Origin of the sequence: Floccifex sp., from assembly GCF_051873555.1 — a bacterium.
GTDB lineage: Bacteria > Bacillota_I > Bacilli_A > Erysipelotrichales > Erysipelotrichaceae > Floccifex.
Genome location: NZ_JBJEEY010000169.1, coordinates 1 through 24,979 on the forward strand (window position 1 = coordinate 1; position 24,979 = coordinate 24,979).

Sequence of the window (24,979 nt, forward strand, 5' to 3'; positions counted from 1 at the left end):
TCAATAATTTCTAGATATTCTTGATTTGCCGCGGGCATACACTTACCTGATTCATAGTTGAATTCTCCTTTTCTTATAATATTTTTTGCCCTCATATAATATTTTAAAGTTGTAAGTATGCCGCAGTTTTTCTGTCTGTTTAGTACTTTCATCTTATCATATTTAGAAATTAAAATTTTGGTTATTTATTACACATTAATTGATTATTTTTACATTTATTAAATATGACAAATATATGACATTTTAAAAACAAGTCTCATAAGACTGGACGTTTGTGATAAAAATTATTTGGTTTCTTCTTTTCTGGCAGTATATAAAATATCATTATTTTGCGCATCTTTAATTGTAAATATCCCACAATTATCTATTCTTTCAAAAGCTAAATCACTGCACTTTTCAAAATTCTTTTGTCCATTTCCATTTACATATACTATCCACTCATAAGGTTCTGTATCTGTTTGCAGTTCCATATAAGCATATGTATATCCTTCTGATAATGGAAGAATATGGGCAATTTGATTTACAGCAGAAGCATCTCCTATATAAGGAATTGACTCTGTAATTTGTACATTTACGTGGTTGACCTGAATAGATGTTACTTGACTTTCATCTGCATTAACTTTTGCACCAATTTGATAAATATTTCCTTTTTTTACTTTAAAATAAACGGATTGTGCAGGTGTTAATATTTTTGAGTCAATGATTGCATTTAATTTAACATCTTTTAAACAAATTTCTGTTTGTCCATAATATATATTACTAGAAACTTCAATTTGATTTCGTGTTGGCACAATTTCTTCATTCGCATAAACATAGGATTCTTTATTATTCTGAATCATCAATTCATAGCTTTCTTTTTTTGCATTTGTTAAGAAACAAAGAGAAGTGATTGCACATATTAGAAAAGAAATAATAAATATTAAAATATTTGGTTTTTCGTAATATAGTATCGATTTCACTCTACCTTTCACATTTCCTTCATTAAAAGCTAATGGACAAACTCCTGTTTTTTGTTGAATACTACATGAAACAAGTGCCTGTGAATACTCAGCTCTTTGAATACTATTCAAATCCGAAATCACTTTTTCATCACAAGCATATTCAATATCTTTACAAAACAAATGATAAGCCAACCATACAAATGGATTCATCCAATGAAGAATTGTAATCAAAAATCCAAGTGGTTTGAGTATATTATCTTTTCGTTGAATATGGGTTTGTTCATGCGCAATAACATATTCATTTTCAAAAGAAAAAGGAATATAAATTTTAGGATGTAAGATTCCAAAAACAAATGGCGTTTGAATATTTTCACTTTGATAAATATTTTCTTTCAATAAGATTGAAGTTTTTATTTTTTGAAACAAATGAAATGTACTCCATAAAGTATAAACCAATAAAATAATAATACCTATAATCCAAAGAATTGATAAACCTAACAACCAAATTTGTAAAGGATTTGCACTTGAAAGTGGTTCCGGTGTAAAAGAATTTGAAATGATTGGATTGATCATTTGATTCAAACCATCTATTCCACTTTCAATAGAAGGTGTTGCATCCATTTCAATATTTATGGGGATAGTTTGTTCACTAGGAATTAAACTAAAAACACTTTCTATAGAAAAAGGAAAAATTAAACGAAGAAATACAAAACCCCATAAAATGATTCGAATCCATTTCGGTATTTTTTTAAATAGAAATCGAACCAGAAAAACCATTAAAATCAAGTAACTAGCCGCAATACTCATATTGACAACACTTATAAAAATCTTAGTCATAGTCTTGTCCTTTACGAATATTATCAATCATTTTCTGAATTTCATCTAAGTCTTTTTTTGAAAGCTTTTGATGTTTAGTAAAAGTGGCTACAAATGAAGGAAAAGAACCTTCAAATTTCTTTTCAACAAGTTCATCAATTTCATAAGTTTGGGCTTGTTGCTTAGAAACCAAAGAAGAAATCAAACCATTATTATTTTGAATAATTCCTCTTTCACTTAATCGCTTGATAACTGTATAAGTTGTCGTTCGTTTCCATCCCAATTGATTTTGACACAACTTTACTAGTTCAGGCGAAGAAAGAGGCTCATGTTCCCATAAAATTAAACAAAACCGATATTCACTTTCATGTATTTTTTCCATACTTTTTCTCCTGTCTACTATATTAGACGATTTCAGTCTACACCATTAGACAAACAAAATCAATCCATCAAATGATATTTAGCAACCAATGTTTTTTCTTCATCAAATGCATCTTCAAATAAAATACGATTAAAATTCATTTGATCGTGTTTTAGACAAGTTTCCAATATAAACAAAAAAATACCTATATCAATTTTATTATAGTAACTTACCTTATGAATTGGCATAATCCCTCTTTTTCCTGGCTTCTTATATCGATAAACCCATAATTCCTGTCCTTTATTTTCTACAATCCAAGGCTGTGTATTACAGGCACTGGGACTAAATCGAACAATGTTAGAAATTCCTAATATATCTCCTTTCCATATTTCTTCTAATGATTTTCTTTTGGCTTTAAACATATCTTTTCGAAAAGAAGCTTCCGGCATTTTGGCAATACACATCATAATCACAAAATCTAATGAATCTTTTGTTAGTTCTTCTGGTTTTCCTATACCAAACCATAGAGTTCCTATATTTTTTGAACAAAGATATAAATCCATTTGTTCGCCTAAATATCCAATATTCGCTAAATATCCTTCTTTCACTTCGCTATAAAACAATAAACAATATTGTCCTCCTCTTTTACAAGTTGTTTTTTCTTCTTCCACAATTTCAATTTTTGTTTGAATAAAAGGATAAAGAGACTGAATAGATTGGATGTGATGTTCAATTTCTTGTTTTTCTTCATTTGAAATCATTTCAATATCTCTAAAAATATGAAAAGATTTTCGCTTAAAAATTTGTGTATAATAATCCATATTCAAATTTTCTTATATTTAAAAAAAGTAATCAATGCATCTGATTACTTTTTTTAATTATTTATTTTTTGGAATAATGGCTCCACCAACTAAAACAGCATCAGTAACTCCAACAACTAATATCCATTTTCCCATATTCTGTCTCCTTTCATTGTTATAATACAAATCAAATATTTATGAAATACATAAATAATGTTTTAATTTTATGAAATTTGTTCTTTCAATTTCTTGAAAAAAATAATTTCTAGAGTGGGTTTCTGATTCATTCGACTAAAATTCAAAATAGTATGTTCTTTAAACGAAGAAATCACAAAATTATAAGGTGACCGTTTAGAATCATTTCCTGCAAATATTCTTGGACTCAATAAACCTTCGATTTTTTGTACATATGGCATAGCCACTGAATCCATATCAATTTTTCCTAGGTTTGTAAGAGTCATCGTTGAATTTTTAGATTCCAGCAATCGAAAGATTCCTTTCATTGTTTTTAATTTGATTTTATATGGAATCTTTTTGACGAATGGATTTTGTTCTAAACAAACATTTGATGAAATCATAGCTTGTAAGTATTCTTTTTGATATTGCATATTCAATTGATTTTGAATTTTGTAAATTAATTCTTCAAAGGAATAATGACCTGGTTGAACACAAACAAGGGCATATAAAGAAAAATTTCTAAGACTTTTACTTTCAAATTTTTTTCTTAAATCAATAGAAACCATAATTTGAATTGGTTTTTGAATACATTCGAATTCTAAAATAGATTGAATTAAAAGAGCTGTTAAAAAAGTTGTCATTGTCACTTGATATTCATGAGCTTTTTCTAGAATTTGATTTGTTTCTACCATAAAAGAAGTTACTTTTACTTTTTTTAATTTTTTATCCCATGGTATTTGAAAAGAGTGCATGAATTTTCGTTTATACTTCGTGTGATTGGCATATTTTAGATAACTATCCTCAAATTCTTTTTCATTATATTTTCTTTTATAATATTTAATTTCATATACAACATGTATATAAGAAAGTATTAATGCCTTAATAAATTCAAGTCCTCCATAACCATCTGTAATTGCATGAAAAAATTCAACTGATATTTGATTACCTTTATATAAAATTCGAATCGCACATGTTTCAATTTCTTTGATTGTCATTGGTTTTAAAATTGCCTCATCAAATTGAACTTGAATATCTTGAACAGATAAAACATAATTTTTTTGAATTCTTGCGACAATGGTTGGATAATCTGAAACAATTTGATTTAATGCGATTTGAAGTTTTTCTGGAAGAATTGGATCTATCAATGTAACCGATAGTCTAAATATATTCGAATAATTTGAATTTAATGTTGCACAATGTATGATTCCTGTATGATCAATTTCTATTTTCATAATGATTCCTTTATATATAGTGAAGATTGAATTTTTTGAATTAGAAATTGTAGACGTCCTTCAAACTGACAAGACAACTCTGAAAATTTTGTATAATCATTGGGTCGCATACAAGATGGTTCTTTAGGTAGAAGAAGAGCTTTGTTTCGGCTTAAAATTTCACTGACAAATTCTGAACAAAAATAACATTTTTCACGATGAAATGGAATATTCAACTTACATAAAAACAATCCAAGTAAATTAAAATGATATGTATTAGATGTTTTCATCATGGTTTCTACTTCTTCTTTAGCATTTTGATATACATTTTCTTCTACTTTTAGTTCATATAACGCACATGGTATTTCTTTATATTTTTTATAAAACCCAGCTGTTAAGGGTTCAATTCTTAGTCCTGCAGGTAAAGGTAAATTTACATATTTTCTCGAAAAACTATAAAGTGGTTGCAGATTTTTTTCAAAGGAAATAGAAGCATGGGTATAGGTATCTTTTGTGACAAATTTTATGGCTTTTGATACGTAGGTATCAGATTTTGTGAGTAAAATATAAATTGATTTCATGGGTTTTTCCTGCTTTCTTTTATAAAACAGTATCATTTGTTTTTTGTTGAAAAATTTATTTTTTGTTTCTGTTTTATAAAAAAAGATATTCATAACAAAGAATATCCTTTTTTACAGATTTCATAGATTTCATCGTATTTGGCATCAATGTGTTTCTGAATTTCTTTTGATTTTTTTTGTACAATTGTTTTATATAAAAAATAAGGCACAATCCATCCCATAAAACCCGGAATAGCTAAAAGTATACATAACCAGATAATTGGTGGTTCATGAACAATGGCAAAAGTGGACCCTGCCATAAAAATAGTTCCTATCATTCCTATAATCAAAGAAATAGCTGTGGCTGAATTTGTTTTTGAATTCTCCAATTGTTTTATTTCCTGGGCACAGGCTTCAAAATTATTTTGAAGTCTGGTTAATTCCATTTTATTAATAATTTTTCGATTTCTTTTTAAACACAATATTGTATTGTCTTGATTTTCTTTGATAGACAAATTATCGTCTAGTTTCCATCCAAAGCTTTCGTAACAATCCAGATAAAAAGAAGCATTTTTCGTTTTTATAGTGATTTCTTTATATTCATAACCAATATAATTCTCTTCTCGATTCATTTTTATTCCTCAACAGCAGGAAGACTAACAATAAATATACTTCCTTTTCCAACTTCACTTTCAACTAAAATCGATGCTTCCGATAATTCTAAAATACGTTTAACTAGAGCCAATCCTAAGCCATTGCCTTCTGAACTATGGGATGAATCTCCTTGATAAAATTTTTCAAATATCTTTTTTTGTGTTTTTTCATCCATTCCACAACCTGTATCACAAATTGATACAATCACATTTTTTTCATTTGTTTCTTGTTTTAATGTTACATGTCCGCCATTGGGTGTAAATTTAATGGCATTGGATAATAAATTATTCCATACCAAAGATAATAATTCTTCATCGGCTTTCACATAAGCATGATCTTCTAAATCAGCTTCAAATTCAATTTCTTTTTTCTCCCATTGATTTTCAAATAAAAGAGCACATTCACATAGTTGTGCACAAACATCAAATTTTTGAGGGGCTGGTTTAATCGATTGTTTCTCCAATTTATTTAATTTCAACATATTCGTAATCAAATTTGACAAGCGTCGACTTGCCTGTAAAATCGTTTTTGTACATTCTTTTCGTTTTTCTTCCGTTAATACTTCTTTTTGAAGTAATTCCGCAGTATTTTGAATGACTGCTAGTGGTGTTTTAATTTCATGGGAAACATTCGAAAAGAAATCTGTTTTTAATACTTCAATACTTCCTAATTCTTCCACCATTTTATTAAAATCTAATATCATGGCATCTAAATAATCTTGTTGACCAATTATGTGATACGGTGCCACATAAACTGAAAAATCACCGTTAATTACTTTTGCGAAAGCTTTTCGTAATTCCAAAACTGGTTTTTCATAGTTTTCATAAACCATATAGCGTGTAAAAACTGTCATTCCGACAGCCACTAATCCCCAATATAAAAGCGGAAGACCAATTTGAAGATAAAATGTCCATTGTCTATCATTCGATAAAACAACAATACCTGTATGAAAGCCAGACATTAATAATAAAATGAAAAAAAACACAAAAAAAATGGAAACAGGAAAGCGTTTATCTGTTTTTATATTAATTCGTTTCATTTTAATACCGCCTTATAACCTAATCCACGAACCGTTTTAATCACAAAACCATCACACTGTGAAAATTTATCTCTAAGCTTCGCAATATAAATATCCACAGCCCTAAGGCTCGTTTCCGATTCTATGCCCCAGAATTCATCCATTAATTGTCCACGTGAAAATGTTTTGTTAGGATAGGAAAGCAATTTATAAAGAATATTAAATTCTCTTGTTGTAACAGCAATATCTTCTCCATTGATTCTAGCTTCTACTGCATCCACATCCAATGTTAAATTTCCAACTTCAATTTTTCGATTCATCTCAATATTTGCTCTTCTCAATAAAGCTCTTACTCTTAATAAGAGTTCATCCAATTCAACTGGTTTTACCATATAATCATCAATTCCCAGCATAAATCCTTTTTGTTTGGAAGGAAGATCATCTTTAGCAGACATAAACAAAATAGGAATATGTTTATTTACTTTTCGAACGGATTGCGCAAATTCAAATCCATTAATTTGAGGCATCATAATATCTGAAATAATTAAATCATAAAGATTATTATACATTTCATCATAGGCATCGTTGGCATTTAAACATCCCTTTGCGTAAAAGCCACTGTCGTTTAAATATGTACAAACAGTTTGATTTAATTTCATGTCATCTTCTACAACTATAATTTTAATCATTTATTCTTCTCCTTTTATTTGTTCCATGAAAAATCATATAAATGGCAATCACCAAAACTAAAACACAGATTGTACTTCCTGTTAAAGAAGTCATCATTCTACGAAATTCACTATTTCGTTGTTGTCCAAACTGCATAATCATAGCTGTTTCTAATGAAAGCATGGATACAAGAGCACTTACTAAGTTAATTATTTTGGCAGCCGATAATACTGGGCTTTTATATTTTCTATATTGTATAACATTCTTTATGGCTGTAATGACATTGTAAAAAGCATATAAAGCAACAACATATATTAAATAACCCGGATATTGAAAACTTTCATTTTTTCGAATCATTAAAATAACGATTCCACTTAAAGCAATGTTCATCAATAATAAAATGATTCCACAATTTCGATATTGTTTATATTCCAGTTTTAAATTAGAACCAATTTCATTTTTATTTACATGCCACAATAATATACAACGCATCGTTGTCAATGTTATATAATAAACAGCTAATGTTCCAAACCAAATGGATTGATCTTTTATTCCATAAATTAATTTTAAAATCGCAAATACAAAATTAATACATGTTGAACTCAATAAAGAAATATGAACTTGAAACGAAGTATCAATTAAGTATCTATGTATTATTTTATTTTGATGTATTTTATTTTTCAAATTTGAAATGGAAATCGTTGAAATTCTTGCACAAACAATAATTAAAGAATAAGCAGAACAAATATAGGAAATATATGCCGGCAGACTTTCTTTTTCTCCAATTGAAAATGTATATATTAATAAAATTGTCGAGACAGGAACGATACATAGAACAATCCATATATTTGGAAATATAATTTTTTTCATCTTATATAGAATACATATTCCTTGTTTTGTATTTGTTTTCGAATTGTTTCTAAATTGTTAATAAAAGAAAAAAGTTGCATCTGCAACTTCTAATGAATTCCTTTTAACAATGGAATCAAACAAATCAATAAAACAATTCCAATCAATCCAACGATAATACCTTGAATGATATTTCCCCAAACCATGACTAAACACATTCCAATTCCTAAAACAAGAGCTCCAATGATTCCTAATAAAATCGTTCCAATGGTTTTTATACTCATTTGAATCATAATTGGTTTTCCTTCCATTTTTCGTCGAACCATCAACATAATGAGTAAAACAACAATTCCTATGCATCCCATTACAATTCCTGGTTTAAATGTATTCCATTCAGGTATCATGGCCATACACATTCCTAAAGCAAATAATACAAGTCCCATTGTTCCTAAAATTAAAGATACAAAATTTTTCTTTGACATATTTCTTTCTCCTTAATACGTAGATATACTATTCTTTTTTTGTTTATTAATTGCTTTAAAATTGTTTGTGATTTATTAAAATATTATCTTTATATCACAAAATAATAACAGAATAATATTAATGGTTATTTATTTTTATGAAAGGAATTTAAAAATGAAAACAAACAAAAAATTTATTCCTATAATTCTTTTATTCGCTATTTCTATATTCATCCTGATTACAATATCGAAATCAAATGAAAAATTATTATTTAAATGAAGTCGATGCACAAGGAAATGAGTTTTATGATTATGATGTTTACTCAATAGAATTTGATAAAACCAATAAAGAATCCAAACTCATTAAATTACCATTATATCGACAAAGCCATAATTTTACATGTGGCGTTTCTTGTGTTTCATCTGTTTTACGCTATTCTGGCTATGATTTTGATACTAGAGAAGATCGTCTTTTCCTTCAATTAAAGGCAACACCCGAAAATGGAACAAATTATGAAAATATCGCAAACTATTTAGATTCGGTTCGTATGGAAGGTAATTTGGATAAACAAGTGATTAAAACCGAGATTATAAATGAAGAATATAATTCAAATATAGATGACTTGCTCATAAAATTAAGAACAAGTCTTGACAATGATTCTCCTGTTATTTGTGCAATTCAAGCTTGGAAAGACGATGCCAATTATGAATCGAAAAGTGAAGACGATGGTCATTATGTTGTATTAATTGGATATCAAAAAAATGAAATAAATAATTATATCTACTATTTTATGGATTCATCAACTTCTGGTAGTTATACCTATCTTACAGAAGAAGAATTTATTTTACGCTGGCATGATAATGTAGAAGGACAATCAAAGCGTATCGGAATTATTGTTTCGTATCTTGATTCAATTCAAGAAGTTCCTATTGATGTCATTTATCATATAGATTAAAAAAGACCACACGACAAAGCCATGTGGTTTATTTTCTTATTGTTTTTTCTTTACAGGAATCCAAATTTCACAATAATAATTCTCATCCTGTGTGCCTTTTTCATATTTTGCAGGATTATCATAATATTCTATACAATACCCCGCCGCAAATTCATAATCTTTTAAAGCCGGTAACCATTCTGTATATATTTTGGTGTTTACTTCCTGTAAAGCATCTGGCATAGCTCCTTTACAAGGAAATATAGCCCAATCAAAAGACGGAATCGTTTTAATCACAAGATTTTCTGAAACTTCTTTTTGTGAATCATAGAAATCCGCAATCAAATACTCAAAACTTTCCTGTCCCATTTCAAGATCCATATTAATCCCGAGTTCTCCACAAATATATTGTCCCATTCCCGTTTGAAAGTGTTCTTGCCAAAATTGTGGAACCTCTTCCTTAGCTTTTTCATAAGAAAATGTTTTCGCATTGGCAATTACAGTAAAAGCATCTTTCTTTACAATTTTGTAGTCCATGATATAGCCTCCTTCACATGTTATTTTGATTTTCAGCGGAGCAAAGGTTTTTAAAAGAACTTCGTCTTTGCGTACAGAAGATGGTGATAAACCATGGAATCGACTAAAAGCTTTCGCAAAACTATCTGGTGATTCATATCCATATTTTAAGGCAATGTCTATGATTTTTTCATCTGTAATCAATAAATCATTTCCTGCAAGAGCCAGTCTTCTATTGCGAATATATTCACTTACACTAAATCCACAAAGCATTGAAAAACCTTTTTGGAAATAAAAAGATGAAACACCTGCTTCTTTTGCGATATCCTCTACCGAAATATTTTCAGTAATATGTTCTTCAATAAACTGAATTGAATTTCCAATAATTGCCATCCATTCCATACTTTTTATTCTCCTTTTTCCTACTGTGAAGCCATTTTATCTCATAAACATTATGCATTCCTGACATTTTCTGTCTTTATTTGTCACATTTAACTTTTTTCTTTGACATTAATACCACGCACTCACAATGATTGGTTTGAGAAAACATGTCAAATGGTTGTATACTTTGAATTTGATAAGATTTTAAATCATTTAAGTCTTTGGCTAAAGTACTTGGATTACATGATACATAAATAATGTTTTTAATATTTGAATGAATAATACATTGTTTCATTTTCGTATCTAGTCCCGTTCTTGGTGGATCCACAATTAATGTATCAACTCTTTGTTTGATGGAATCCAATACCTTTCCTGCATCTCCCTGAATAAAAGAAACATTATCTATTTTATTTTGTCTGGCATTTTCCTTTGCATTTTCAACTGCATCCTTAACAAATTCAATGCCAATAACTTTTTTTGCTTTATGATGCACAAATAAACTAATGGCACCAATTCCACTATAGGCTTCCACTATGCAATTAGATTTTGGTGTAATATCACGAATGTATTCATACATTTGTATGGCTTGTTTTGTATTTAATTGAAAAAAAGATTTGGGTAATAAAGACATTGTAAAATCATTTAACTGTAAAGAAATTGTTTCTTTTCCATATAAATGAATCATTTCCAAACCAAATACATCTGGATTCATATCTGTTTTTATACTTTGCCAAATCGATACAACCCCTTCAATATTAGAAACAGCTTCTACAATTCGAGAAAGAACTGCATTATTTCCTGTCACAAATATCACTTGAATTTGATTATCAAATTCTTTTAAAATCAAAGAACGATAGCCTCTTTTCATTTTTTTATCATAAGGTTTTTCATTTTTTAAGATTTCTTCAATTTCATTTCTTACTCGTTCAATTTGTTTTGAATGCGTAAAACAATGATGAATTGCTACAAAACGATTTGAATCTCGTTCATACATACCTGTTTTTAATTCTTCGTCTTTAATTCCAAAAGGAAGTTTACAAGAATTTCGATAAGCCAATGGAGTCGGATTCTTTATAATAGAATTTATTTTTCCTTTATAATGCGCATATTTATACAAAGCCTCTTTCAAAATATCTTCTTTCATTTTACATTGTCCTTTATATTGCACATGCATTAAAGAACAACCCCCACAATAAAGCCACTGATCACATAAAGGATGACGACGATGTTTTCCTTGTGTAATGATACGATCCAATTGACCTGTCGCATATTTTCCTTTATCTTCTATAATATGAAATTCCACTTCTTCATTGGGAATGGTTGCAGGAATAAAAATACATTTCTTATTCACATACGCAATACCTTCTCCATTAATTCCCCATTTTTTAATTGTTGCTCTAGTCATAGTTTTCTCCATTCTGTCACGACAAATTCAAACGTAACTTCAAATCCGTTACTTTGTTGTAATTTTTCTAATGCTTGTTTGCTGGTTTTATATCGATATGGTGTCATCTCTAGTAAAGACCAGACATCTTGTACAAAAATTCGATTGGAAATGATGTCTCTTTGAATCATTTCAAATCCTTCTTGTATACAAGATGGAAGCTTATTTTCATAAGGCACTTCGTATAAATGTTCTTTTAATTCCCAACAATGCCTAGGTCCAGGTCCCACCACAATCCATTTTCCATTTGGCTTTAAAATTCGATATATTTCTTCTTTTCCCAATGGCACAAAAATAGATGTGACACAATCAATGGAATTAGAAAAGAAAGGCATATCAAATAAACTTGCTACAAAATATAGTGTATTTTTATCATGTTTCGATGCATATAAAATTGCTTCTTTACTTAAATCCAATCCATAACATTCTTTTACATTTTGACTAAATTCTTTTGTATAATATCCTTGTCCACAACCCGCATCTACCAATATATCTTCTTTCGATAATTTATTTTTCACAAATTGACGCATAAAATCATAATAATTCATTTCTAAAAAAGAACTTCTGGCTTTGATCATCAATTCATTGTCTCCAGAATTTTTTTTGTTTTTTAAAGACACATTAAGATACCCACTCTTTGATAAATCAAAAGTATGATTATGAATGCATTTATAGCTGCGATTAACTTGGATTAATTTTTCATTGCATTTTGGACACTTTAACATAGAAATAGTATACCAAAAAAAAAGATGCTCATGCATCTTTTAGAAAATTTCGTCTTCTTTTAATATAGGTGTAATCAAAATTGATTCTGCCTGATCGACACATTGTTTCACCATTGATTCAAAATCCCATTTTGCTTCATATTTTTCACATTTATCAATACGAGGCTTTGTGACCGGATTTTTTGGTGTAAAGATTGTACAACAATCTTCAAAAGGCAAAATGGAAGTATCATAGGTTCCAATTTTCTTTGATAAATCAATGATTTCCACTTTGTCCATGCAAACAACCGGACGAATAATTGGAATATTCGTTACTGCATTAATGGTATTCATGCTTTCCAAAGTTTGTGAAGCCACTTGTCCAATGGATTCTCCGGTGGCAATGGCCAATGCATTTCGTTTCTTTGCCATTTCTGTAGCAATTCGCATCATCATTCGACGCATAATTGTAATGGCATAGCTTTCTGGTGCATTTTGATAAATTGCCAATTGAAGATTGGTAAATGGAATCACATGAACCAGAATTTCTCCTTGATATCCACTTATTAAACGAGCCAATTCCAACACTTTATCTTGTGCGTTTTGGGATGTATAGGGAGGCGATGCATAGTGAATGCATTCAATGCGCACTCCTCGTTTCATCATTAAAAAACTAGCAACCGGAGAATCAATGCCTCCACTTAATAAAACCATTGCTTTTCCACCCACACCAACTGGATACCCACCGGCTCCTGTAATTTTATTGGTCATAATATAAGAAGCATCATGTCTTATTTCAATGACAATTTTATAATCTGGATTATGAACATCAACTTTCCAGTTTGAATTTTTTAAAATTGTTGTGGCAACAATGCGATTGATTTGATCTGAAATAACAGGAAATGTTTTATCATTTCTTCGAGCAGCTACTTTAAATGTTTTGTCCTGATCTAAAGGTAATACCTCTAAACAAGCTTTTTTGATTTCTTCTATATCAGAAGGAACTTTCACAGCCAAAGACAAAGAAGAAATACCAAATACTTTTGAAACAACTTCGCATACTTTATTTGCATCTTCATCGTGTAGAAAAATATACATGCGATCGTGTTGTTTCTCAAATTCTAAAGATGGAAAACCAGTACAAGCTTTACGTACATTATCATACAATTGTTTAATAAAGCTATTTCGATTTTTCCCTTTTAAACTCAATTCCCCATATCGAATCAAAATATGATCATAACGATAAGCCATAGTCTTTTATAATCTCCTTACAAGCATCTATAAAAATACGAGCTTCCTGCATCGTATTGTCTTTTCCAAATGAAAGACGAATCATATGCGTTGCGATTTTTTCACTATATCCCATCGCAACCAAAGTCGAGCTATAATTTCTCTGATGAGATGAACAAGTACTCTTTGCTGAAACACAAATTCCTTTTTGATCCAAGGCATTTAATAAAACTTCACTCGTGATTTGATCAAAAGAAATATTTAAAATATAAGGAAGAGCTTCTTCAGGAGAATTAATATGTGCTTCCTTTATTTTATTTAATTCCATACGAATAAATTCATTTATTTTTGAAACTCTTTGATACACTTCTTTTTGTTCTTCTAAAGCCAAACGAATGGTTTTGGATAAAACAATATTCGCTGGTGCATTTTCTGTTCCTCCTCGAATGCCTTGTTCCTGTTGTCCACCTTGAACCAAAGGCATCAATTGAATGTTTTTCTTTTTAACCAGTAAAGCACTTCCCTTTAATCCATGAATTTTATGTGCTGAAATTGTAGCTAAATCAATGCAAGAAAAAGGAACATCAATTTTTGAAAAACTTTGTACACAATCCACATGATATACACAAGTAGGATGTTGATGAACTACTTGACTAATTTCTTCAACTGGATTTATGGCACCCATTTCATTGTTTACATGCATTGTAGAAACCAGAATTGTATCTTTTCTCAATTTAGATTGAACCAAATCTGCAGTGACAATGCCACTTGAATTAATAGGCAAATACTCTATTTCAAACCCAAAATTTTTTAAAAACGCCATTGCATTTTGAACCGATGGATGTTCTACATTACTCACTAAAATGTGATTTCCTCTCGATTTGTTCTTTAGTGCATAGCCAATGATTGCCAATGAATTTGATTCACTTGCGCACCCTGTAAAAATAATTTCAGTTGGCAAAACATGCAACATCGATGCAATATTTTCTCGACTTTTTTCCAATAATTGATGCACACTTCGTCCCATAGAATGAAGACTATCAGCATTTCCATATTGAGTCTCTAACAATTGGCTATAAACACGACGGACCTCTGGGCGTACAGAGGTCGTTGATGAATGATCAAAATAAATCATAATTATTGCACTGTATTCATAACTGCTGGATCCTTACGAGCTACCAGCTTTTCATAAATACCAGGGTGCAAGCTTTCAATTGCCTGAATCGCAACTTTTAAAGCCTTCGTATATTCCCCGTTCTGGAAACATAATTCCGCACGAGTCAATTCTGAATCCATTTCTGGATATGTACTTCTGAAACGATTGCCAAATACAATCGCATTTTCAACCATAACCGCAATTCCAATTAAATTATTGGCATTGTTGTATAACTTATAAATAAAGTCAATGGCTTCCTGAAGATCGGCATTCAATGTTTGAATGTCTAATGGAGAATGCGATAATACATCACGAACACGTGTAATTAATCTTTCTCCTTCTTCAATGTCTTCATCAAATTGTTCTGAAATACTTGGAAGAGATCGAACCGATGCATTTAATCGAACTTCATTCAAAATCAATTGTAATTTAATCAATTGTTTTTGTGCTCTCGATTCATCGCTGCTCGCTCCTACCAACATTTGCTTCATTGCTTTAATTTGATCCGCAAATGTATTTACTTCATCTGCATAAATGCGATAATCATGAATCACATCACTGCTTAATTTATCGGAATTCGATAAAATATCTTGTACTTGTTTACGTTTTTGCTGCAAAGATAAAACTTGTTTTTCTGCAATCACAAAACGTTTTGACCAATCTTCTAAACCAAATCGATCTTTAATATTCGAGTACAAAGACTCAATTTCTTTTAATTCTTCAACTACTTCATCCAATAAACCTAAATTTGCCTGCAAATCCCCATGAATCTCATTGTAAGCACGAATTTCCTTATCTAAATCATCTTGAATTGATAAAATGAAATCTCCTAATGGATCCAATAAAGAAGCGGCCTGACCATCGTTTCCCTTATCTAAATAAGAAACAATGTTTTCAATTTGTTCACTGGCATTTTGTACACTTTCATCCAAACGTGAAAAATCAATTTCTACTCCTTTTTCTTTAGCAGCAATGATATTTCCACTTACTTCATTTAAAGCACTTGGTAAAATTACTTTTGCTTTTTCATAATAACCTGGATAAGAAGCGATTCTTGAAGACGTTTGTTCAATGGATTTTGATAATTTATCCAATTCTTCTTTTGCTTTATTAAATTCCGAAGCGAACATCCATTCTTCAAATCCCGAAAAACCATTTTCAATTTCCTGAAGAAGAGCATCGAAATAAAGTCCCGCATCATAGAAAGAACCACGATTTGCCTGGTAAACATTTTTTAAATTTCCAAACTGTTCTTTTACAACATTAGATTGTTCTCTTACTTCTTTTTCAGGAATTAAAATCAAATCCAATGACTGTGTAATGATACGGATTTTTTCTTTCGTTTCATCAATGATTTCATCTAAATCATCCATAGCAATACGAGCTTTTTTCAATTTATGCGCATCCACTTTATCATCCGCTTCAGTAAACAAAGATTCACATCTTTGAATGCTTTCAATGCAATTTTCATATTTAGGACCAATTGCACGAACTTTTTCCAGAATATCGGAATTACTTCGAGCAAAAGCAGTCGCTTTATTGTATTTGAACGTTAACGTATTATTACGAATTTCATTCATAACAATTTCAAGATCCTTAATACGTCGTTCAATTTTCTTACGCTTAATTGTTCGAGACAAAATCAAAACTAAGATTAAGACCAAGAATGCAATACATATATAAATAATCATTTCCATTGATAGATGATCCAAAGCGAACTTTAGCGCGATATTGAAATATTTAGCTATTACGCTACCAATATCCGAAACGATCTTTAAAAATGAATCCATATAGCTCCTCCTTTACAGACACACCCATTATATCAAAAGTTACGATGAGTTTCACTATAAATCTACTTGATTTTTAACCCCTGTTTTGCTATGATACATAGGCATAAATTATAGCAGCATACAAAGTTATGAGAAATGCGTTACAGACAAATTAATGTGATACGAGTAATCTAAAAGCTGATAGAAAGAAAATATCGATTTGTAACACACCTTATAAAGATTTGTACTGCTATTGTTTTGTCAAACAATAGGAGGAAAATTATGTCAAGAAACACTGGAAGTACTTGGAAAAAGTCACGTCGTTTAGGTTTCTCTATTTTAGGAACAGGAGAAGAATTAGCTCGTCGTAACTATGCACCAGGTCAACACGGAAACGGTCGCCGTGCAAAATTAACTAACTATGGTATTCAATTACAAGAAAAACAACGTATTCGTCACACTTACCAATTAAGTGAAAAACAATTCCACAACACTTATGTAAAAGCAAGTCGTCGTTCTGGGGTTGTTGGTGAAAACTTCCTGGTTATGTTGGAATCTCGTTTAGACAACTTAGTATATCGTATGGGATTTGCGACGACTCGTCGTGCAGCTCGTCAATTAGTTAACCACGGACACATCTTAGTCGATGGTAAAAAAGTAGATATTCCTAGCTTCCAAGTTAAAGCTGGTCAAGTTATCGAAGTAAAAGAAACTTCTAAAAATTTAAAAGTGATCAATGAAGCTTTAGAAGCCACAACTGCTACAGTTAGTTTTGTTGAAGTGGATAAAGATGCAAAAAAAGGAACATATGTACGTATTCCTGAACGTAATGAATTATTCACTGTTCAAGAAATCAACGAATTGCTTGTTGTCGAATTCTACAACCGTTAATCAACGACATAAAAAAACTGGAAAGACATTTGTCTTTCCAATTTTTTTATGCATGAATAAAGCCAATCTTTTCAGCTACAAAAGCATAGTTATTATATACATGTCCATCTTTTTCATATTTACGAGATAAGATGCGACCCTTTACACTAATGGAATCATTAATTTTGCTCACATTACAAAGTGTTTCCGCTAAACCACGCCAGACCTCGACTTGAATAAAATCATATTCATAAACGCCTTCACTATTCGCAAAAGGTCTTTCTACTTTTAATGTGACATTACATGTTTTAATGCCTGTTGTTGTTTCCTTTAAAGTTGGCAACTCCTCAATACTTCCTACTAAACAAAATACATTCATATATACCTCCGGTATGAGAATAATCCCATTACAATCACCGCCTTCTTGTTGATTATATAAAAGACAAACCAATAAAAAAAACGAGCTATTTTATCTAAAACAGCTCAAAAATACTTTTTTACAAATATTATTTTATGGATAAAAACCATTTCTTTTATTTTTTACATTCTTTTGGATAAATTCGCGTAATCGTTCTATGATTTTTATTCAAAGAATGGCATGAATCATAAACCATAGAAGGACTTGCAAATTTAATACTATCAAACCAGTTCCAGTAATCATAATGAAAAATAGTAGAGCGAATCCAATCAATGGCCAACCCATCAAACTGATCCAATCCCCTTAAATTCTGTCCAATATAACTATTCGAAATCGCCTCAAAATCCTCTTCTCTTATTTTTTTATCTATTAAAGAATCCATAATAGAATCCACTACATCAATAAATTCTTTTTCTTTTGTCGTCTGTGCATAAAATAAAATGTAACCACGATCACAACTAAAATCACATTCCGCACCATAAAACTGATTTAAAATCCTTTGATCAAGCCAAGACTGAAAAGAAGGATTCATAGCTGAAAATAAAGAATCCAGTCGAATTTGTACCATTAAATCTTTAAAATTAGCTTCTTCAATTGTATTGCATCCATCAAATTTATATCCAAGACAAATATAGGGAATCGAAACATCCATATATTCACAGAAATCTTTTCGTAAAACATTTTCTGGTTCCTTTTCCATCACACGAACTGGAATACACGAAATTTTTGAAGGATATTTTTTTTCATAATCTTCTATGAAAGACATACAATCCAAAACATTTTCACTTGTAATTCCCACTAAAACCAAACGAGACGGATCATAATTCAATTCATAAAATTTACTCAACATTTCCACATCCATTGTTTCAATGTCATTTCGCGTTCCCAGAATATCTATATGAATGGGATGATTTTTGTACATCGAACAATATGTTTCTTTCATTAATCTCTGTTCCGGACTTTGCTGATACATATCAAATTCACTTAAAATGATTCCTTTTTCTTTTTGTACCGATTTTTCATCGATATCCAAAGTCTGAACAAAATCCAGAAGCAAAGCCAATGGCTTATAAATATCTGCTGTTGTCTGAAAATAATAACAAGTTTCTGTATAAGAAGTAAAAGCATTTGTCTGTGCCTGCATATTTGCGAACAATTCTGTTACATCTTGATGATTATAGCGAAACATCTGGTGTTCTAAAAAATGAGCACATCCCGTTGCATGCATGATTTTCTTTCCATTGCATTCTTGTTCAATATCAAAACCACCACAAGGCGATGCACACATAAACAGAGATTTTTTAAATCCTTCTTTTTGAATAAGAACGACCTTCATGCCATTTTCCAATGTCTTTTCCATTTGTTTTATATTGTACATTCGCTTTCCTCCTGCACGATACACAAGCTCAATGCATGTAATTTTTTTGCACATATTGAAACACTTTCTTTTGTGACTTTTTGTATTTCCTGTATTTTCTTTTCAATAGATTCATCTGAATTCAAGTAACAAGAAATAAAGCTGCGTTCAATATAGGAATACTCTGTATCGAAACTCGATTGAATATTATCAATTACATCTTTTTTAGCATTTTCCAAATATATATCGTCATAATCCATATCAATGAGTCTTTGAATTTGTTGATCAATTAAATCACAAATCACATCTATATTTTCTTTTTCACAGCCACAATATACATATAAAGCCCCGTCAAAGCGAATTAAACTCGATCCAATAGAGTAACAATAACTATGTTTTTCACGAATCTCTGTAAATAAGAAATTCACTGGTGATTGTCCTAAAATCGAATTTAAAACCACTAATGAATGATATAAAGAATCCTTAGTATCCATTTGTGTCGCATATACTTTTGTGATATAAGATTGCTCAATATCTTTTGAAATTCTTTTTTCTACAAATGGAAAAGTACTTAAAAGACAATAATTTGATGAAATTGTGTCTCTTTGATTCATTGTATTTAAATACAATTCCAAATTCTCATCCAATGTACCACACGCAAAGACCAATGGCTTATCCAATGTCTTATACAATAATTCAATGTCTTTTAACGTTACTTGATCTACTTGTTCAATGTATCCACTTGTTGGAATAGAAATGGAATGTGAATTTGAAATTATTTGTAAAGCGGATAAAACAGACAAAGTAAAAGGATCATCCATCTGCGTTTGAATACGATTCTTTAATAGGTATTGACTTTCTTTTAAGTTTTCCATTGTGAATACAGGATGAAATAAAAACTGATCTATAATATGAATCAAAGACATTCCATAAGATTCTTTTTGAATCCAGTCACTTCGAATAAAGCGAAACTGAAGTTGTAAAGACAAAGACTGTCCATATACGCTCAATCCTACACTCATTTTCATTCCATAGTTTTTATTAAAGACATGAGCCATTTGTTGTTTATTTTCAAATTCCTCTGTTTTTGATTTCAACATATAACACAATATATTATATGCAGTAATGGTTTCTTTTTCGAATGGTACAATAAACCGAAAAGACACAATCGACTCTGAAAACTTTGTTTGTTTAATATATTCCATAATATTTCCTCATTAGATTTTGGTTATACAACATTTTTTAAAAATAGTCAAAAAAAAAGAGTATGAAACTCTTTTTTTACTACATTAAATTATCCGATATGAACATATCCAATAAATGCATTGGAACAACTAACAGAAGTAACAACTGTTGTATATCCATCCCATCCACCGTGAACGGCTTGTCCATTTCCAATATAAATCGCAACGTGTCCACTATAAACACAAATGTCACCTGGAACTGGAGTACTTGTTAAAGTACCTAAACTTAAATACTCTTCAGGCCAACCATGGAAATAAATTCCAACAGCTTTCAAAGAATTAGTGACAAGCATTGTACAATCCTGACTCACTCCAACTTGTGCTAATGCAGCATTAGCAATTGCCGAATTATTGACACTTGTTGCTGGTGGCGTTGGATTTGAAGGTGCACTCGGTGTACTTGGTTTACTTGTAGAACCTTGTGAACCACTATTTGAAGATTGTGAACCATTATTGGATGATTGAGAACCATTTGCCGGTGCTTTTGTTGTCGAATCCGCAACTTGATTTGAAGATTCATTTTTTGTAGCTGAACCATCGGAAGCAATTGTATAACCATCTTTTTGTGAACTTGTAATCATTTTACCAGTTTCATCAAAGAAATATGTTTTTCCATCAATCACTTCTGAACAATCTGTTAAAGTTTTACCATTTTCATCATGATAATATTTGTCTTCACCAACTTGTTTCCAACCTGTTACATATGTACCATCTGCTTGAAGATAATATGTTGTACCATCTACATTTACTTCACCTGTAGACATTTTTCCATCTTCAGCAAAGTAATATTTTTCACCATTTACTTCTTTCCATCCAGTGGCATAATCACCATTTTCATCAAAATAGTATTTAAATCCACCATCATCTACCCATGATTCAGTAACAGGATATCCTTTTTCATCATAGTAAGAAACATTTTCTTCATCCCAACCATGAAGCAATTGACCTTCTTCCTGGAAATTATAGGAAGTTCCCTGAATCACAGTTTCACCAGTAGCAGCTGTCCCATCTTGCTGGAAATAATAAATTCCATTTGGAACATTTTGCCATCCAAATTGCATTTCACCTTTTCCGTTGAAATAATATAAATCTCCATCGATTTCAGTAAGACCTGTGGCTTCTTTACGATTTGACTCTAAAACGTAGTAACGATCTGCCCCTTCTCCATGCCAACCAGGCTGGTTTTCATAAGCATATGCTGTTGAGAGTACAGGTCCACATGCACATGCACATAGAGCGATGGCTAAGATTTTGCTGTGTTTTTCGATAAAATTCATTAAATCACCTCTCTGAAACACCATAAGAATACCATAAATTCCCTTTTTATTTCAAATTCACATAAACTATATCTTGTGAATTAAAAGAATTATGGGATTTTATTTTTTTAAATTTTCCTTATTTTTAAGCAAATTTTAATAAATTATGTAAAATTATGTGATATTTTATTAAAATTTACGTATTTTATTTTTGTCTATAATTCATGAACATTTCTATCTATTTTATAAGCATTCACCAATTCAATTACACAAGAAAGCATGAATAAAATCAACAATATATCTACAATACAATTGAAAATACCTAGCCCCTTTAATACAACAATAACACCCAATAAAGTCTCTTGAAAATATGCCACAAAAACCAATAGAACTGACACACTTAACGTAATTAAATACATTCCCGAACAAATGTAAGCGTTTTTAGACTTAAATGAAACAATATATAATCCTGTTAAAAACAACATCAAAACATCAAAAAAATGAAACTGAAAAAGAATATAAATATTGATTTCCTTATTTGAAATAATAAACATCAAAAAACGAAAAAGTACAGAACTTGTATACAAATCCAAAGTAGACGCAAAATTCAATAACGATTCATAATTACTGATCAAAATCAACTGAAAAAAGACCATCAATTGCCAAATCAATTGAATTAGCCAATACAATATGATTCCCAGACAAAATACTCTTTTTCTTTTTGTTTCACTATCCAGACAAAAATCAATCCATTTGTACAGTTTCAAGGAAATCACTTCCCTTTATTTGTTCCGTTGAAGATAAATTTGGATAACCCAATTGACGAAGTACTTCATACACTATAATGGCTGCACAATTCGATAAATTCAAACTCCTTGCACTTGCAACCATAGGAAGACGCATTCCACGTTCCATATACCGCTTTAAAATACCCTTATCAATTCCCGTACTTTCTTTTCCCAAAATCAAATAAATATCACCTTTACACTTTGTAAAATCAAATTCAGATGGTGCTTTTTTGGCATATCGCGTCATAAAATAATAATTCTCACTTGGATTTTCTTTCACAAATGCATCCCAATTTTTATGAATGCGAATATCCGCTTCTTTTATGTAATCCATTCCCGAACGACGTAAATGTTTTTCATCTAAACTAAAACCCAAAGGTTCAATCAAATGTAAAACACTATTGGTTGCCATACACGTACGAATAATATTTCCTGTATTTTGTGGAATTTCTGGTTCAAATAAAACTACATGCAAACGAGGCTGATGTAAATCTTTTAAAAACAATTTCAATGCTTTTGCACGATGTGAAACTGAATTTTTTTTCTGGTCACTGACATTGGCTAATGTTGTCTGAAATGGTGGATAATAGAAAATAGGATCGTATCCAAATCCATTTTCACCAATAGCACAGTCATTGATTTGTCCTTCAATGGTTGCTCTATACGTATGAGCTTGTCCTTTATCATCAATATACGCAATCACACAAACATAACGTGCACTTCGATCTTTCCCCTTGACCGCATCCATTATCGCCTGGTTTTTGATGACATAGCTTGTATCTTCTCCCATCCAGCGAGCCGAATATACACCAGGTTTTTTATCCATTGCATCTACTTCAATACCTGAATCATCACTGATTACAGGCTGATGCAGTACATCAAACAAAGACTTGGCTTTAGCAATGGCATTTTCTTCGAAGGTTGTACCGTTTTCAATAATTTCAACGGGCTGTTCTAAATCTTTTAAACACTTCACATTGTAGTCTGGAAGCATTTTTTTAAATTCTTCGACTTTATGTTGATTTGAAGTCGCTATCCAAATTGTTTTCAAACTATCCCTCCTCAAACTATATTATTATAACACCAAATTTGACTTTCTGTGTTATAATCTTTTCATGGAAAAATTTTTAAACAACAATACATTTTCTTTTGAAATCACAAAAAAAATACCCGGATCTTTAGGACGTGCCGGTATTATTCATACCCCCCACGGAGACATTAAAACGCCTGCTTTTATGGTTGTAGGAACCATTGGCAAAGTTTACTTTGTTTCTATGGAAGATTTAAAACAAATCAATGCCCAGGCCATGTTATCCAATGGTTATCATTTACGCAATCAATCTTTTGAAATTGCTAAAAATGGCGGATTAGCCAGCCATTCAAACTGGAATGGTCCTACTTTAACCGATTCCGGTGGATTTCAGGTTATGTCACTTGGATCGGGTTCTGGAAAAATTGTGAGTATGTCAAAAGATCAACATGTAGAAAATACAAAAGAAGAAGAAAGACTGGCCCATGTCTGTGAACAAGGCGTTCATTTCACCGATCCTTTTACAGGTCAGGAAGACTTTATTGGACCCGAGGAATCCATGCAAATTCAATGTCGAATCGGAGCCGATATTCATATGGCCTATGATGAATTAACATCTTTAGCTGATAGTTATGAATACAACGTAGAAAGTCTGGCAAGAACCGAAAGATGGGCTCAAAGAAGTCTGGATGAGCATAAAAAACATCATATGGATCTAGGATATTATCAAGCTTTATATGGTGTTATTCAAGGCGGTCGATGGCAGGATTTGAGAAGAAGCACTTGTCAGAAAATGGCGAAAATGGATTTTGATGGTTATGGATTGGGTGGTGCCTTTTTAAAAGAAGATTTATCTAACATTTTACGCTGGTGCAATGAAGAACTTCCTGAAAACAAGCCTAAACACTTATTGGGTTTATCTCATCCTGATGATATTTTAAATGGTGTTGAAATGGGAGCCGATACATTTGATTGTGTAGCACCTACCCGAGAAGGAAGACATGGAAAATTATATACTCCAACTGGTGTTATTAACCTGCAAAAATTCATGGATTCGCCTTTATTAATTGATGAAAACTGTGATTGTCCGACTTGTCAGGCAGGCTATACATTAGGTGAATTAAGAAAACTATGGAAATCTCAGAACAAAGAAGAAAAATATAAATATTTTGAATTGGCCAGTATGCACAATTTACGTTTTATCATCCGTTTAACAGAACAAGCACGTCAAGCAATTTTAGATGGAACATTTTTTGAATATAAAGAAAAATTCTTAAAAACATACTATAAAAGCACTCAAAAATGAGTGCTCAGACTGTTGACAAAGTAATAGTCGACAGTCTTTTTTTTATTTGATAGAATAG

The 24,979-nt window shown here is 30.8% G+C and carries 25 protein-coding genes and 1 pseudogene; 3 read left to right on the forward strand and 23 right to left on the reverse strand.

Annotated features, from left to right (window positions below; genetic code table 11):
* Positions 1-284 precede the first annotated feature (284 nt).
* The 10 genes from ACI32A_RS09650 to ACI32A_RS09695 all read right to left on the reverse strand — a co-directional run bounded on the left by ACI32A_RS09650 (position 285) and on the right by ACI32A_RS09695 (position 8,538).
* Positions 285-1,778, reverse strand: coding sequence for a M56 family metallopeptidase (locus ACI32A_RS09650; protein WP_439754850.1), 1,494 nt, complete (start codon positions 1,776-1,778; stop codon positions 285-287).
* Positions 1,771-2,139 (reverse strand): BlaI/MecI/CopY family transcriptional regulator, encoded by a 369-nt coding sequence (locus tag ACI32A_RS09655; protein ID WP_439754851.1) that lies wholly within the window; start codon positions 2,137-2,139, stop codon positions 1,771-1,773. The genes ACI32A_RS09650 and ACI32A_RS09655 overlap by 8 nt, the downstream gene beginning before the upstream one ends.
* 59 nt (positions 2,140-2,198) lie before the next feature.
* Positions 2,199-2,939 carry a nitroreductase family protein gene (locus tag ACI32A_RS09660; RefSeq protein ID WP_439754852.1) on the reverse strand — a complete coding sequence of 247 codons (741 nt, stop codon included), beginning with the start codon at positions 2,937-2,939 and terminating at the stop codon, positions 2,199-2,201.
* Between the two features lie 203 nt (positions 2,940-3,142).
* On the reverse strand, positions 3,143-4,327 hold the full coding sequence (locus tag ACI32A_RS09665; RefSeq protein ID WP_439754853.1) for a hypothetical protein: 1,185 nt from the start codon (positions 4,325-4,327) through the stop codon (positions 3,143-3,145).
* Complete coding sequence (locus ACI32A_RS09670; protein ID WP_439754854.1) at positions 4,324-4,887, reverse strand: hypothetical protein; 564 nt, start codon at positions 4,885-4,887, stop codon at positions 4,324-4,326. Before ACI32A_RS09670 ends, ACI32A_RS09665 begins: the two co-directional genes overlap by 4 nt.
* An 89-nt stretch (positions 4,888-4,976) precedes the next feature.
* On the reverse strand, positions 4,977-5,498 hold the full coding sequence (locus ACI32A_RS09675; protein WP_439754855.1) for a hypothetical protein: 522 nt from the start codon (positions 5,496-5,498) through the stop codon (positions 4,977-4,979).
* A 2-nt stretch (positions 5,499-5,500) separates the two neighbouring features.
* On the reverse strand, positions 5,501-6,559 hold the full coding sequence (locus tag ACI32A_RS09680; protein WP_439754856.1) for a sensor histidine kinase: 1,059 nt from the start codon (positions 6,557-6,559) through the stop codon (positions 5,501-5,503).
* Positions 6,556-7,227, reverse strand: a complete 672-nt coding sequence (locus ACI32A_RS09685; protein ID WP_439754857.1) for a response regulator transcription factor — start codon at positions 7,225-7,227, stop codon at positions 6,556-6,558. The genes ACI32A_RS09680 and ACI32A_RS09685 overlap by 4 nt, the downstream gene beginning before the upstream one ends.
* The gene (locus ACI32A_RS09690; RefSeq protein WP_439754858.1) at positions 7,220-8,077 is read right to left on the reverse strand and encodes a hypothetical protein; all 858 of its coding nucleotides are present in this window, start codon (positions 8,075-8,077) and stop codon (positions 7,220-7,222) included. Before ACI32A_RS09690 ends, ACI32A_RS09685 begins: the two co-directional genes overlap by 8 nt.
* A gap of 89 nt (positions 8,078-8,166) precedes the next feature.
* On the reverse strand, positions 8,167-8,538 hold the full coding sequence (locus tag ACI32A_RS09695; protein WP_439754859.1) for a hypothetical protein: 372 nt from the start codon (positions 8,536-8,538) through the stop codon (positions 8,167-8,169).
* 236 nt (positions 8,539-8,774) lie between these two features.
* Between ACI32A_RS09695 and ACI32A_RS09700 the strand changes: the two genes are divergently transcribed.
* Complete coding sequence (locus tag ACI32A_RS09700) at positions 8,775-9,473, forward strand: C39 family peptidase (RefSeq protein ID WP_439754860.1); 699 nt, start codon at positions 8,775-8,777, stop codon at positions 9,471-9,473.
* Between the two features lie 36 nt (positions 9,474-9,509).
* Here the strand turns inward: ACI32A_RS09700 and ACI32A_RS09705 are convergent, their stop codons facing one another.
* From ACI32A_RS09705 to ACI32A_RS09730, 6 genes are all read right to left on the reverse strand, one after another.
* Positions 9,510-10,370, reverse strand: coding sequence for an AraC family transcriptional regulator (locus tag ACI32A_RS09705; RefSeq protein ID WP_439754861.1), 861 nt, complete (start codon positions 10,368-10,370; stop codon positions 9,510-9,512).
* 76 nt (positions 10,371-10,446) lie between these two features.
* A complete protein-coding gene (gene rlmD, locus ACI32A_RS09710; RefSeq protein ID WP_439754862.1) occupies positions 10,447-11,754 on the reverse strand; it encodes a 23S rRNA (uracil(1939)-C(5))-methyltransferase RlmD in 1,308 nt (435 codons plus the stop codon).
* Positions 11,751-12,518: a methyltransferase domain-containing protein gene (locus tag ACI32A_RS09715; protein WP_439754863.1), complete on the reverse strand. Its 768-nt coding sequence runs from the start codon at positions 12,516-12,518 to the stop codon at positions 11,751-11,753. Before ACI32A_RS09715 ends, rlmD begins: the two co-directional genes overlap by 4 nt.
* Positions 12,519-12,557: 39 nt before the next feature.
* A complete protein-coding gene (gene thiI, locus ACI32A_RS09720; protein WP_439754864.1) occupies positions 12,558-13,748 on the reverse strand; it encodes a tRNA uracil 4-sulfurtransferase ThiI in 1,191 nt (396 codons plus the stop codon).
* Entirely contained in the window at positions 13,732-14,862 is a 1,131-nt protein-coding gene (locus ACI32A_RS09725; protein WP_439754865.1) for a cysteine desulfurase family protein, read from the reverse strand. The genes thiI and ACI32A_RS09725 overlap by 17 nt, the downstream gene beginning before the upstream one ends.
* A gap of 2 nt (positions 14,863-14,864) precedes the next feature.
* The gene (locus tag ACI32A_RS09730; protein WP_439754866.1) at positions 14,865-16,673 is read right to left on the reverse strand and encodes a septation ring formation regulator EzrA; all 1,809 of its coding nucleotides are present in this window, start codon (positions 16,671-16,673) and stop codon (positions 14,865-14,867) included.
* Positions 16,674-16,934: 261 nt separating this feature from the next.
* Here ACI32A_RS09730 and rpsD point away from each other — a divergent pair, with 261 nt between their 5' ends.
* Complete coding sequence (rpsD, locus tag ACI32A_RS09735) at positions 16,935-17,543, forward strand: 30S ribosomal protein S4 (RefSeq protein ID WP_439754867.1); 609 nt, start codon at positions 16,935-16,937, stop codon at positions 17,541-17,543.
* A gap of 46 nt (positions 17,544-17,589) precedes the next feature.
* On the opposite strand, the gene ACI32A_RS09740 is transcribed toward rpsD, so the two are convergent.
* From ACI32A_RS09740 to rdgB, 7 genes and pseudogenes are all read right to left on the reverse strand, one after another.
* The gene (locus tag ACI32A_RS09740; RefSeq protein WP_439754868.1) at positions 17,590-17,901 is read right to left on the reverse strand and encodes a single-stranded DNA-binding protein; all 312 of its coding nucleotides are present in this window, start codon (positions 17,899-17,901) and stop codon (positions 17,590-17,592) included.
* A 154-nt stretch (positions 17,902-18,055) separates the two neighbouring features.
* Complete coding sequence (gene yfmH, locus ACI32A_RS09745) at positions 18,056-19,318, reverse strand: EF-P 5-aminopentanol modification-associated protein YfmH (RefSeq protein ID WP_439754869.1); 1,263 nt, start codon at positions 19,316-19,318, stop codon at positions 18,056-18,058.
* Complete coding sequence (locus ACI32A_RS09750) at positions 19,306-20,502, reverse strand: insulinase family protein (RefSeq protein ID WP_439754870.1); 1,197 nt, start codon at positions 20,500-20,502, stop codon at positions 19,306-19,308. The genes yfmH and ACI32A_RS09750 overlap by 13 nt, the downstream gene beginning before the upstream one ends.
* Before the next feature lie 89 nt (positions 20,503-20,591).
* A complete protein-coding gene (locus tag ACI32A_RS09755; protein WP_439754871.1) occupies positions 20,592-21,818 on the reverse strand; it encodes an NlpC/P60 family protein in 1,227 nt (408 codons plus the stop codon).
* A gap of 194 nt (positions 21,819-22,012) precedes the next feature.
* Positions 22,013-22,564, reverse strand: a complete 552-nt coding sequence (locus ACI32A_RS09760) for a hypothetical protein (RefSeq protein ID WP_439754872.1) — start codon at positions 22,562-22,564, stop codon at positions 22,013-22,015.
* A complete protein-coding gene (locus tag ACI32A_RS09765) occupies positions 22,542-23,060 on the reverse strand; it encodes a tRNA (cytidine(34)-2'-O)-methyltransferase (RefSeq protein WP_439754874.1) in 519 nt (172 codons plus the stop codon). Before ACI32A_RS09765 ends, ACI32A_RS09760 begins: the two co-directional genes overlap by 23 nt.
* Positions 23,061-23,084: 24 nt before the next feature.
* A pseudogene (gene rdgB, locus ACI32A_RS09770) lies at positions 23,085-23,651 on the reverse strand (RdgB/HAM1 family non-canonical purine NTP pyrophosphatase); the annotation flags it as partial.
* A gap of 49 nt (positions 23,652-23,700) precedes the next feature.
* On the opposite strand from rdgB, the gene tgt reads away from it, so the two are divergent.
* On the forward strand, positions 23,701-24,921 hold the full coding sequence (gene tgt, locus ACI32A_RS09775; RefSeq protein ID WP_439754873.1) for a tRNA guanosine(34) transglycosylase Tgt: 1,221 nt from the start codon (positions 23,701-23,703) through the stop codon (positions 24,919-24,921).
* Positions 24,922-24,979: the final 58 nt, after the last annotated feature.